Source organism: Colwellia piezophila ATCC BAA-637, from assembly GCF_000378625.1.
Classification (GTDB): Bacteria; Pseudomonadota; Gammaproteobacteria; order Enterobacterales; family Alteromonadaceae; genus Colwellia; species Colwellia piezophila.
In genome coordinates, this window is the sequence record NZ_KB905161.1 from 176952 (window position 1) to 189869 (window position 12918).

Sequence of the window (12918 nt, forward strand, 5' to 3'; positions counted from 1 at the left end):
CCTATGTACATTTTGTAAGTTTGGCCATGAAAATGGCTCTTTATGTTATTAATTGTCGTTAGCGATATGGTAAGGGTCTTTTACTATGAGTAAATTAGAAAAACCCATCTAGAGCTATTTAAAGACCTATGGCCACACATTTCGCCTTTTTGTTTTCAGCTTGTTTAATTCTTCTAGCGGGAGCTTTTTCGGCTTTGACATCGGCTTTGGCTTTTATTATTTGAGCATCTATTCTACCGCATGATTGTTCCGTAGCCGTCCATTTAAATTTTTCTTTTTTTACTTCATCAGCTTCAGCAAAGGTTAAAGCTGAAACTGATAATAATAGGGTTACTAACGCGATTTTTTTGTACATAATAGGTCTCTCATATATTGTTTAATTAGCGGCTTTTGTAAATAATACCAATCGGACTAATTTATTGATCACTTAGCCAGAATTAAAAGGCTTAGAGGCAAGCCATTGATTGACGAGAATGGTTTTTCCCTTGTCAAAATCAATAACGCCGCATGTAAGCCTTTTAAACTCGCCCTTCGGGAGCTCAGTAGCAACCTGATAACTTCACAAAATGAATGAAATATAGAAAAACTATGTTTAACACATTTCGTTTGTTCTAATCTTGCTACTGAAGCTCAAAGTTGGTCAATTAATTAATCCGTTTGGTATAAATCTCCCTGCAAGTTTGCATACCAGCATCCTGCTAAGTATTTTTCCTAATACGGCATCTAGCTAACACTACTAAAACACATGAATATGTCAAAGATATGCCCGAACAATACGATATTGTCTCAATTGAGTTACGTAAGGATACATTTTGATACAAGCCGAAATCCCCGCCTCTGAAGATCATTTGATAAATACAAAAACATTTAGTAAAAAGAGTAAAAAATAGTAAAAAACTCTCTATATTCCATACTAATACAGTTATTTAGATATCATCAATTTATTCATAACAAAGGAGGCATGTTTGAAGAGTCTGTTGATTCACTTCTTTCTGCTGGGAACTAAACGCATGAGATTGATCCTCCAGCCTTTGGTGGTTTTCTTCAATACGTATCGATATTGTCCGATCATCACCCTCTCTTGACTACGCTTGCCACCTTCAGGAAAATGCCTCGCATGTAGAGTGGATTTGACAAAAGCGGTGTCTCCATCAATGTTTATAGAGTAGATAGAAGCCATGTGCTGAGTGGAAGCCCATTTCACTGCAGATTCCTCTCTCAATGCGATGCGATCATCGATGCTTATGGCTAAAAACTTTCCGTTTTTGTAGTGTTCATATCTTTCAGTAAAGATCTCCCGCTGAAAATCCCAATCTCTAGAGTCCATGGTCAGGGCATAATATTTGATGACTGCGGTGATCTCTTCTCTGTCTAGGAGGAATTGAATTTTTTCCTCTATACTTTTTTGGCTGACCGTAGAAAATTGCTCCCCTAACCCTTTTTGTGAATGATCTTCTACAATGAAACGTTGCTCTTTTGACAGCTTTGCAGTTTGAGTTGTCTTTTCAGAGGATGATGCCTCATCGGCAAAGCTAGTTGAACAAATTAGTAACGATAGTGTTAAGACGGCTAGAGGCTTTTTGATAATACTTGTCATGTTAGTTCCCTGTACTATGGAATAAAGTGATGAAAAAACAACTTAATTTGAAGGTACTGATACCATCAATTTATTCATAGACCATGCGGGTAATGACACCTTTTTATCTTGTTTAGGGCGATAACTCACTTTTTTATCTTTTTGTAAAATCCCAGGAGTAACATAGGACTCTTTACTGATAGTTATTTTTTTACCCTGTAGAGAGTCATCAAAACCAATGACAACATCTACGGCTTCATTTGACTTATTGATTAAATATAATTGAAGTTCAGATGTGATAGGGTCTTTAACCGAAAACCCATATACGTGCCTTTTAGAAGATTCAATAAAGAGCAGTTCTTTCTCCATAGCGGAAGCAAACAATGTAAACACGCTAGCGCTTGGATTCAAGCCAACGAGTTTACCTTTATTAGTATTTAATATTCTACTATCACCACTTCCCATGTTTAAATTCCAATAACAAGCCTGAAAGACCTTATTACGAAAAATTTCGATTAGGAAGTCTGCTGCAATCAAGCCATAATCAAATTTTGAAGCCCCGTTAATATTACCTAATCCCCATTCATTCAACGATAGTCGCATTTCAGGTTTGTTGATCAGCTTCATGTTTTCATGAAAATCATTGATATAATTTGCTAGACGGCCGTTATATAAAGGAAACTCTTCTCTCCATTGTGATATTGATGTGCCTGTTTCTAATCCCCATTCATTTCCCCATTTTTCATGAAATTCGAGCACGTCTAAATGCTGTGATTGTTTGGCAATGTTGATGGCTTGTTTATAGCGTTGTTTTTTAATAGGACCAAACTTCCAATCGCCAATGATAGTAATATCAGGGTCAACTGATTTGAGCACACTGGCATACATATCAATATATTGGGCATATTTCTTAGCACTGAATCCTTTAGCATAACCCTCGTTACCTATATACCAAAACTTTACCTTGTAGCCATTAGACTTTACATGCTCAATTAAACGTTTAGCTTCATCCAACCCATCTTGATCACGGCCATACTTTTTACCAGAACGAATATTTAATCCAATCATAGGTTCGATATTTAATTTCTTTGTATAAGCTAAATATTCGTCAACATCCATAAAGTTGTCTGGAGATTTTGCCACTGAATTATATTCCGGATCCCAGCTATCAATTTTAAAGGGAATGCCGTTTAAATCATCCCAATGGTAATACTGAACCGCAGTGCCGCCAGGCCAACGTATAGTGCCAACCTTACTTTCTTGCATCCAAGCACTAATGCGTTGTTCTTTGTACAAGTTGTCACTCTCAACCGCATAAACAAAATGCGAGCCTGTCAAATATTTCGAGGTCTGCCAACGTTCAATTTCGGTATTAACATTGACGAAAACAGTTTCTTTGCCAGTTTCTTTGCCAGTTTCTTGGCAAAGAGCTGGCAAAGACACTGATAAGAGTGCAATAAACAATAATTTGAATAAATTCGACATATAATATTTTTCACTGTTACATTTTTTCATAGACTGACTGTTGACCTTATTGTGCCTTCAGATACACCGTTTTCCCGATCTTGATTTTATCGGCATCGCTGATTTCTATCTTGGCCCCATTTCCGTTCTTCCAAAAGAGCATATAGTTGCCATCGCGCACTTGCCACTTCAACTGGACTTCAGCCGGACTGATCGCGATATTATTGGTCTTAAACTCAAAAACCTTCGCAGAACTGCCTTGCTTGAGCCACTTTCCAATCAGTTGAAATCCGGCGGGCAGCTCGACCGGTTTTGACACAAGGGCCTTTTTTGACACATTGGCTTGTTTTGGCGGTAGGGCATAGTCGGAAAGCACCGGCTTTTTATTGGTCAAGCCGAAGACAAACGAGGTGTGATCAAGCAGCGCTTGTGTGGTCACTACTTGGTAAGGAGCCTTGTTGAAAAAGGCATGGCCTGCTCCGTTATAAGCTAAAACATCTGCGTTTCCGCCCTTAGCGCGGATAGCCTCACTAAAGCGGTAAGCTTGCTTGACGACAACCGTTGTATCGGCAGTGCCATGATAGAGCAAGGTGTCCGGCGGATTATCCTTTATCATGTACATCGCTGAAGCACTTTTCTTTTGAGCTTCAGTGGTGCCGGTATAGTCACCACCACCAAACCTGCCGCCATTGCGCTCAAAGGCATCGAACAAGCCGTTAAAACCATCGTAAGAAATACATTCAGGAGTTAATTGTGCCGCGATTGATGAAAGATGCCCACCTGCAGAGCCGCCAGCCAGCCCGACGCGGTTGAAATCTAAATTAAATTCATCCGCACGCTGGCGAACAAAGTCTATCGCGTCCATAACATCAGAGATTGCTTGTGGATATTTCGCGCCGTGTTTTTTCCAGCGATATTCCAAGCGAACACCGGCAATTCCGTTATCAGCCAGCTCGAACGACTCATGAGTAAATTGCGCCTTGCTACCGGTCCCCCATGCTCCGCCATGAACAAAAAACACCACAGGAAACGGACCACCGGTTTTCGGGCGGACTATTCGGAAATCGAGCTCCAGCTCCGAACCATCTGGCAGCGCTACCTTTTTAAACACAATGCGGTCCGATCTTACCTGTGGATACTTCGCCTGATACTGAGCTGAAATATCCTCAGCACGTGCCTGTTGTTCTTGCCAGCTTGACTTGCCCCAGCAAGTAAACGCCCCCAACAGCAATCCTATCAAAACCAAAAGCCGCATTACTTCAAACTCCCGTAATTCTCAACCATCACAACTACCAATTTTTCTATGACCTTAACCATTAACATTAGCAACCCTTAAAAATTTTTGAAAATCATTGTACAAATGTTCATCTGGACGATACGGCCCGGATTTCTCGCTAAATTTCACTTTAAACGGCTTGGTTTTTCCCTTAATAAAGACTGAAACAGTGACCGTCTTACCGTAATTTTTATTGACTAGGCGATCAAAGTCAGCAAGACCAGAGACAGAATCGCCATTAATCTTCTCTATGATCATCGATGTCGCTAATTTTGTGCTGACTCCTTTGACCTTGTCTGAGCCAACAATGATCACGCCACCCTTTTTGTTGAATGAAAAGTTATGACGCAAGTCATCGTTAAGGGCCATCACCACCAGAGGGCCAGCTTGACGATAGGCGCTTTGTTCATTGCTCTTTTTAACTGGTACCTTGGCGCCAGTTTTTTCGCGCCATTGCACCAACTGTTGCCACAATTTATGCGTTAATTCCGGGTTTCCTTTACTTATGTCTTTGGTCTCGCCCATATCATCGGCTATGGCATAAAGCTCTAAGCGGCTACCATCTCCGGGAACCTCTTCACCAACAAAGTGCTCCACCAGCTTGTGGCTACGGGTACGAATTACACTAACAGGCGTAGAGCGCCAATAAGCTTGTGTCTTTCCCTTACCCCAATAACCCAGGGCATAAGCGGGAAAATGGAAGGCCAGAGTGTCACGATCCAGTTTGGCATCGGCATTATTCATCAGCGGCAGCATACTTTCACCGTCAAGGACTTGATTGTGCTTTTTCTCAAAGGTGGCTTTATCGGTTCCTGCCAGCGCTAATAGGGTTGGAAAAAAGTCGATACCCGCCACCATTTCATTAGTCACTTGCGCAGGCGCAATTTTGCCTTTCCAATACATGATCAGTGGCACACGGATGCCACCTTCGTAGAGCATGGTTTTGCCCCCTTTTAGCGGCTCGTTACCTGTATGCTCACTTGCCCCATTAATGCCAAGACTTTTATATCCGCCAACGCCGCCATTATCTGAATAGACAATCACTAGGGTATTATCGAGTAGATCGAGTTTTTCCAGATTTTGCATCAATAAGCCTAGACTATCATCCAGCTTCTTCACCATAGCAGCAAAGACCGGATTTTTATCAGCGCCATCTGTCACTCGAGATCTAAAAGGTTTAATATCTTGTTCAGGCGCATTGACTGGGCCATGAACCAGATAATGATTCATCATCAACAGGAAAGGCTTACCTTGGGATTTTAAGTCTGCCAACATGACTGGTGTTTTGCGATCAATATAGTCGCTGAGGTATTCGCCCCTCAAAGCTAAAGAGTCATCAGCTACGGTAAAATTATCCGATTTGTTATTGCGCTTGTCATTCATGTCACCGTATATCATTTGAAAACCGCCCTCAGCCTTCTGAGATCCTGTTCCGCCCATAGCACCCATGCCTTCACTATCGTGGAAATGTGCCCAGCGTGATGGTTTATAAAGAATTTCACTCATAAAAGAGCCCGCATAAGGGCCACTGCTATAACGCGCTTTAAAACCCCGCTGTGGCGGAAGTGTTTTTGCTGTATAACCCAGATGCCACTTGCCAAACTGCACCGCATTGTAACCTTGATCGGTGAGGGCATCGGCAAAGGTTTTAACATTAAGGGTCAGATCACCTCGGTTGGGCGGGGGAATAAGGCTGCGATGAATACCTTTACCACGCTCGGCATAACCCACGTTATACATGCCGGTTCGGCCATTGTATTGCCCGGAATAAAGCGCGCCCCGTGCAGGCGCACAATTAGGTGAGTTTGCATAGGCATCAGTGAACTTCAATCCCTGGGCTGCCAAACGATCGATATTGGGAGTCGTATAGTATTTAGCCCCATAAGCGCCTAGATCGCTATAACCTAGATCATCGGCATAAAACACCACGATATTAGGCTTGTTCTGAGTTAGAACAGATTGTTTTGCCAGGGTATTAGATGCTTGTAGCGCTGCGACCAACACGCATATAATTGAAATAAACCTTGTTACTCTCATGACCTTGCCCTTTTTTTCTGTATCTTCTTGTATGCTGTCCATTCTATTTTGCTCATCACTCCATCCTTATCGCTATCAGCAGTTGGGTTTGATTTAAACATTTCCTTTAGATACTTAGTGTTTTGTGAGGTTCTCTCAACCTCTACTGGTGGCTTAAGTGGAAAACCACCTTGGACCAAATGCTGCTTGAGTTGATTGCGAATCAAGGCATGAAACTCTGGCCGCTTGTTATTGGTCGGGTGCAACAGGTTAACAGACTCAGCCTGATCGCTGCGGTGATCATAAAGCTCTTCCCCACCACTGGCGTAGCGGGTGTAACGCCAATGCTCACTGCGCACCGAATGTGAACCACTAAAATTAGTGCTGATCGCCGGGTGCTCCCAGCTCAGTTGTGGATTTTTAAGTAATGGCACTATGGATATACCATCGCTTTGCCCTGCAGGGGCTTTTACACCGAGTAATTCGAAAACAGTATTAAAAATGGAGATGGAATCGGCTGTTCGAGTGGTCACACTGCCCGCCTGTGTCATACCGGGCACGACCATGGCAAAAGGGGTACGGGTAGCTTCTTCCCACAAGGTCTGTTTATGCCAGTTATTCTTCTCGCCAAAGTGCCAACCGTGATCAGACCAAAACACAATGATGGTATTGTCTATTTCGCCACTATCTTCAAGCATATCCAAAATACGACCAATTTGCTGATCGGCAAAATAAGTAGAAGCTAGGTAAGCCTGCACCGCTTGTTTTTCCAAATCATTGTCAACCATCAGCTGATGCTCACGCTCGCGTTTTTTGTAGTTCTCGATGTGCTCCACAGGAATATCAGCAGTATCGTTATGACCCTTCTCAGGTAGAATTATGCTTTCTAATGGGAACATATCGAAATATTTTTTCGGTAAAATCCACGGCAGATGAGGGAAAAACTGGCCAACAAAAGCGGCAAAGGGTTTATTCTTGGGGCGGTTGTTAAAATTATTAATAAAGTCGGTGGTTATACGATGATCTGGTACCAGCTCATCATTATTAGGCAATTGATACCAATCAAAGCCACGAAACTTCATCGGTTTTTTGATCTCGTCTTTATGGCTGTCAGGAATGTCGGCGTGCAGTGAGTTGACTTTATTAGTCTCGTTCTGCACATTTTTATAACTGGTATACTTATCCCAATACTCGACGACTCTGCCACCGCCACTGCCCCCGTGAAATATTTTACCTGCACCAATGGTGTAAAAACCATTATTTTGCAGGTGCTCATGCAACACTGTTGAGCCATCCATATAATGAGCATCATTGTTAGTGTGAATACCCGATACATGAGGCCGTATACCTGTCCAAACAGCTGCTCTTGAGGGATTACATAAAGGCACGGCGGTATGAAAATTTTCAAACCTCACACCCATGGATGCAAGCCGATCGATATTAGGCGTCTTCGCCTGTGGGTGACCGCCGTAAGCACCCACCCAATCATTTAAATCATCGGCCATAATCACCAGCAGATTTTTCTGACTATGGTCTTTGTTGGCCATAGCAGCGGACATGTTAAGCCCCGCTAGTGATACCAATAGGATAAATAGTATGCGCGTTATTTTCAAAACCGGGTCCTTCTGTAATGAGTCTGTAAAATGTAAGTCAAGTCGCTTATTTAATTAACAAGCGCATTAGAGCAGTTGATTCTCGATCAAATCACCCGCTCCCTTTGTTTTTTTTGTATCTTTTTTGTTCTACGACGCAAACAGGCAACTCCTGCTAAACCAAACAAAAATATCGAGAAACTACCACCACTGCTGTCATTACCACTGCTGTCGGGGGTGGGATCTGGAATGGGGGTAGGAACTGGAATTGGCGTACTACCCGGTGTAGCTGAAATTTCCATAGCAACCGACTCATGATCGGCTGTGTCAACGGCGACGACACGATAGGTATAGAGTATATCCACCACTACATCCGTATCAGTGTAAGTGGTGGCCGTTAGGTTTGATGTTAACAATTCAAAAGGCACATTGGGGTTAATCTGACGGTAAATACGGTACTCAGAAAATTCATTCAACCCGGCATGAGACCAAGTCAGCTGCACTTGATCGGTGTCCGCACTAACGCTTAGATTGGTCACCGGGTCTGGAATGGAAGTACTACCCAGTGTAGCTGAAATTTCCATAGCAACCGACTCATGATCGGCTGTGTCAACGACGACGACACGATAGGTATAGAGTATATCCACCACCACATCCGTATCAGTGTAAGTGGTAGCCGTTAGGTTTGATGTTAACAATTCAAAAGGCACATTGGGGTTAATCTGCCGGTAAATACGGTACTCAGAAAATTCATTCAACCCGGCATGAGACCAAGTCAGCTGCACTTGATCGGTGTCCTCACTAACGCTTAGATTGGTCACCGGGTCTGGGCTGTTACTGCTGTCACTATCGCTGTTGGGTGGGCAGGGCTCTGGAATGGAAGTACTACTCGGTATAGCTGAAATTTCCATAGCAACCGACTCATGATCGGCTGTGTCAACAGCGACAACACGATAGGTATAGGGTATATCCACCACCACATCCGTATCAGTGTAAATGGTGGTCGTCAGGCTTGATGTTAACAATTCAAAAGGCGCATTAGGGTTGATCTGACGGTAAATACGGTACTCAGAAAATTCATTCAACCCGCCATGAGACCAAGTCAGCTGCACTTGATCGGTGTCAGCACTAACGCATAAATTGGTCACCGCGTCTGGGCTTGGTAGCGCACTTACGACACGAGGGATCTTTATTTGCGTGTATGATAATGCAGGCAAGGTGCCGGTGAAGTTATTTGTAGCTTCAACATAGGTAATAGCCGTTGAAACATACTCTCCCCATTTGTCCTCGGTATCAACCATAGTGGTGGCAACCGGAGCACTGGCGTAATCTAAGTCGACACCAGCAACAGCGATATTAACCGGCTGGGCTTCGAGCGATTTATTCAACAAATACACAGTGACTTCATCAACCGTTTTTGATGTAAAACCATAGACCTGCAGATGATCTGATGAAGACTGCACCATCATAGTGCCCTGTGCATTGGCTAACAACCCCATACCAAGATGAAAGGGATTCATTCGATAATTTTTTCCGTGGTTTATTAGGGCGTCTTCTGCCCCCGTCGGGCGGATATTGCTCCAGAACGCCGTGGTGAACCAGTTACCTAGCACAAACTCTTGCAACATATCGGTCAGCAGTAAACCTTTGCTGTATTGATCAAAGCCTTCATAGTTTGAGCCTTTGCCCAGACCGTATTCATTGTTGGATATCAATAAACCCGGTCGGCCGAGGGATTTAGCGGTGCTGCGATAGCTATTGGCAGCATCACGCCATGCACGCGCATTATTTTTCCTATCCAATAATGGCACTTCAACAGTCCACTCATCGAAAGTACCAGGGGGTAAACCCGGTTTACCCCCATAGGGCCATTTTCCGTGGGTTTCTAAACCGTCAGCTGAACCACCGTCATTGGCAAGAAACTCGGTAATTTGGTTAATATTTGCTTTGTTGTTATTCCAGAAAATCAGAATATTTGGATCTGCCGCTTTCATGGCCTCTGCATGAGCTTTGAATGTTTTGGCATATTCTGCCATTGAGCCATGTTGAAATTCTTCTTCATTGCCAATATACCAGATTGCGCCACCTTGCCCCTGGCCCAACACGTATTTAACCATGCGTACAGCGCGGTCGATACTGTCTTGCTGGCGATTGAATTTATGACCCGACAAGGAGTTCACACCGAACATGCCACTGATACCGCTCGCATTAACAAACGAAATATACTCGTCCAAACTCATCCATTGTGAAGCAGCTTCATTGAGTATGGGATCCCATTGTGGATCCCAGGGATCACCGGTGGCGACACCCGACGGATTTTCCCAATCCCAATATTTAACGACGGAGCCGCCGGGATAACGCGAGGTGCCAATGCCCACTTGACTGGCCCAAGCGGCGATAGAGCCATCATAGGCAGCGTCAGCATCCGAATAATAGATATGATGCATACCAACCAGCTTGTCGCTAATCAGCCATTTTTCGTTATCAGCGTTCACCGAGACCTCAACCGCTGCAAATAAATTGCAGCTTAACAAGCCTAAACTCAACGCTGTGACTAAAGCTAAAGGTTTTTTAAAATACTTATCTTTAAATATTGCCATTAAATTTACCTTATTAATTCGTTAGCTGGGTTTTGTCTTGCTCAGGAACATAACGAATGACTCAGCTTAATGCTTGTTTGCGTCTCTATAGTCAATCTAAACATATACTCTGATACTGGTAACAATTACATCACAACAAAGTGTCGCAAATACCTCAAAACTTCAAAAAACCGTCTCAAATTGTCTCGAGATTGTAACAAGGTTGCGACAATTACCGACCCTCAAGCAGTATATTGAGCTTGCTACTACTCGGTGTAGCTGAAACCGCCATAGCAACCGACTCGTGATCGGCTGTATCAACGGGGACAACACCATAGGTATAGGGTATACCCAACACCACATCCGTTTTAGCGTTAGGAAATGAACAGTTTAAGAAGCCCTAAGCGGCAGAGCTGTAATTGAAGGAAAACGTGGGAGGCCTATTGGTTGGAATAAAGAGGCAGACATGCGTGATTAATTTAAAACGACTCTGACCACTTTTATACCAATTCCAATAAGTTTCTTCCCACTCAGCGAGAGTTAAAAGACTTAGAGGCAAGGCATTGATTGTAGAGAATGGTTATTCAGGAAAATATGCTCCTGCATTTTCTAATAAACCACATCCATGTGGCGTCCTTGTCAAAATAAATAACGCAGCATATAAGTCTTTTAAACTCGCCCTTTGGGAGCTTTCCAGCGATTCGATAACCGCAGAGAATTTCTTTCAGATAGAATAACTATATGAAAAAAAATTCTATTTGTTCTCAAACCGCTGGTAAGCTCTGAGTGGGAACTAACTTAATGGACTTGGTATTATTGCTTATTTCCAAATAAAGGTGGAGATTGACCGTGACGGCAAGGTTACTTTAAATAATTTGTCGCCGTTTATCACATCGAATATACGATCTTCCTTATTTAAATTAGCCGCAACCAGCCCAATAGAACCATCGGGCCGTTTAACGGCAAGGACAGGGATATTGCCGCCGCCATTTTTCACTTTGCTTTCAATTCTTAACGAGCCGGGTCTGACGGCTTTGGAAACCTGTGCCATGGCGTAGAATTCACGTTCAAACTTAACACTTTGCCAGGTATCGGAATTAACTGTTACCAAGCCAACACCTAAAGAGTCGTGGCGGGTGGTTGGCCCATGTTTGTGATCTAACACTAGGTTCCACTGCAGAGAAACTGAACCTCCTGCTGCGATGGTCGCCAGCCAATTGTTTTTTATTCCCCAAGTAGAGTCACCCTTCCAGCCTTTTTTTGACCACTCACGCCAGCCAGATGCTTCTGTGGTATATATTTTTTTTGATGGGAATTCACTGGTTAGCCGTGCATAAAGCTCCTTCATATCTTTTGGCGAACCGTAATAGCAATGCCATGCCGATCCGGTAACATATTTCCCTGCGACAGGGTCATTGTAGATTTTCTTCACCAGTTGATACGGATCTAGTTTTGCGTCTCCACCGATGACTTTCTGATCATTAGGATGCAGTTTCCAGTTATGATCGTGAACAAATATCTCGGTATTAAGTTTAGAGTTCTCAAGTTTTGGACCGAGCGCGCGAACAAGTTTAATTTGATCGTCAACTGTCATACGCATCGACGGGTAATCTGCTGCATCAAGTTGCGGTTCATTCTGTAGGGTAATAGCATCAACGGTAACACCTGCTGCCTGATAGTCTTTGATATAGTTAACAAAGTAGTCTGCGTAAAGATCAAAATATTCAGGTTTAAGGCGGTTGGACTTGCCGGCTTTTTTTTGTGATGCAGTTATGCCACCAATATCATTATTGGTTTTCATCCATCCCGGAGCACTCCACGGGCTACCTATAATCTTAATTTTCGGATTAATTGCCTGCGCTTCTTTGAGCATAGGAATGATGTACTTCTTATCGTGTTCAATTGAAAACGATGCTAGATCTTCAGACTTTTTGTCTGCGTAGGTATAACTGCCCGCTGTCGCGGTATAGTCTGACGAGCCGATCGGGCGACGTAACATGGAAAAACCGGCGCCATCTTCTGAAAACAGGCGTTTCATGACATAGTGATAAAGCTCAGGGTTCTTGTCTTGCAATTGACTGAGTAACCATGCCGAGGAATCGGTCATCGATGCTCCCAGTCCCTGAATCGTTTGATAGGTAATGTCATCATTAATGACGATAGCGCGTTTTGATTTTTTCGTTTTATCAGTAAATTTAATGTTATCGAGCTTACGCAATAAGACATATTTTGAGTCTTGATCTAAGCCGTAACTGTCAATATCTATCTCTTTCTCACGCTTGGAGCCATGATCAAATTTAGTTTGCCAAACCGATATTTCCTGACTGCGCGCAGTGAAAGCCGTAGTAATAAGCAAAGCTACCGTAACCAATGGTGCCAATTTATATTTCAATATCAACTTATCCTCATGAAATT

8 protein-coding genes are annotated in these 12918 nt (G+C 43.1%); all 8 read right to left on the reverse strand.

Annotated features, from left to right (window positions below; genetic code table 11):
- Nucleotides 1-118: 118 nt before the first annotated feature.
- Nucleotides 119-355 carry a hypothetical protein gene (locus F580_RS0104090; protein WP_019026418.1) on the reverse strand — a complete coding sequence of 79 codons (237 nt, stop codon included), beginning with the start codon at nucleotides 353-355 and terminating at the stop codon, nucleotides 119-121.
- A 627-nt stretch (nucleotides 356-982) separates the two neighbouring features.
- Entirely contained in the window at nucleotides 983-1597 is a 615-nt protein-coding gene (locus F580_RS0104095) for a nuclear transport factor 2 family protein (protein WP_019026419.1), read from the reverse strand.
- A 42-nt stretch (nucleotides 1598-1639) separates the two neighbouring features.
- The gene (locus F580_RS0104100) at nucleotides 1640-3061 is read right to left on the reverse strand and encodes a hypothetical protein (RefSeq protein WP_157442994.1); all 1422 of its coding nucleotides are present in this window, start codon (nucleotides 3059-3061) and stop codon (nucleotides 1640-1642) included.
- 46 nt (nucleotides 3062-3107) lie between these two features.
- The gene (locus tag F580_RS25385) at nucleotides 3108-4295 is read right to left on the reverse strand and encodes an alpha/beta hydrolase (protein ID WP_083926939.1); all 1188 of its coding nucleotides are present in this window, start codon (nucleotides 4293-4295) and stop codon (nucleotides 3108-3110) included.
- Nucleotides 4296-4349: 54 nt separating this feature from the next.
- Nucleotides 4350-6395 (reverse strand): sulfatase-like hydrolase/transferase, encoded by a 2046-nt coding sequence (locus tag F580_RS0104110; protein ID WP_019026422.1) that lies wholly within the window; start codon nucleotides 6393-6395, stop codon nucleotides 4350-4352.
- Nucleotides 6350-7891 carry a sulfatase gene (locus tag F580_RS23935; RefSeq protein ID WP_019026423.1) on the reverse strand — a complete coding sequence of 514 codons (1542 nt, stop codon included), beginning with the start codon at nucleotides 7889-7891 and terminating at the stop codon, nucleotides 6350-6352. Before F580_RS23935 ends, F580_RS0104110 begins: the two co-directional genes overlap by 46 nt.
- Before the next feature lie 140 nt (nucleotides 7892-8031).
- A complete protein-coding gene (locus F580_RS0104120; RefSeq protein WP_019026424.1) occupies nucleotides 8032-10524 on the reverse strand; it encodes a fibronectin type III domain-containing protein in 2493 nt (830 codons plus the stop codon).
- Between the two features lie 799 nt (nucleotides 10525-11323).
- Nucleotides 11324-12895, reverse strand: coding sequence for a glycoside hydrolase family 30 protein (locus F580_RS0104135; protein WP_169338294.1), 1572 nt, complete (start codon nucleotides 12893-12895; stop codon nucleotides 11324-11326).
- Nucleotides 12896-12918: the final 23 nt, after the last annotated feature.

Excerpts from the sequence above, each read along its gene's own strand:
- F580_RS25385 (WP_083926939.1), bottom strand. The coding sequence starts at position 4,295 with ATGCGGCTTTTGGTTTTGATAGGATTGCTGTTGGGGGCGTTTACTTGC.
- F580_RS0104110 (WP_019026422.1), bottom strand. The coding sequence starts at position 6,395 with ATGGACAGCATACAAGAAGATACAGAAAAAAAGGGCAAGGTCATGAGA.
- F580_RS0104100 (WP_157442994.1), bottom strand. The coding sequence starts at position 3,061 with ATGTCGAATTTATTCAAATTATTGTTTATTGCACTCTTATCAGTGTCT.
- F580_RS0104090 (WP_019026418.1), bottom strand. The coding sequence starts at position 355 with ATGTACAAAAAAATCGCGTTAGTAACCCTATTATTATCAGTTTCAGCT.
- F580_RS0104095 (WP_019026419.1), bottom strand. The coding sequence starts at position 1,597 with ATGACAAGTATTATCAAAAAGCCTCTAGCCGTCTTAACACTATCGTTA.
- F580_RS23935 (WP_019026423.1), bottom strand. The coding sequence starts at position 7,891 with ATGTCCGCTGCTATGGCCAACAAAGACCATAGTCAGAAAAATCTGCTG.
- F580_RS0104120 (WP_019026424.1), bottom strand. The coding sequence starts at position 10,524 with ATGGCAATATTTAAAGATAAGTATTTTAAAAAACCTTTAGCTTTAGTC.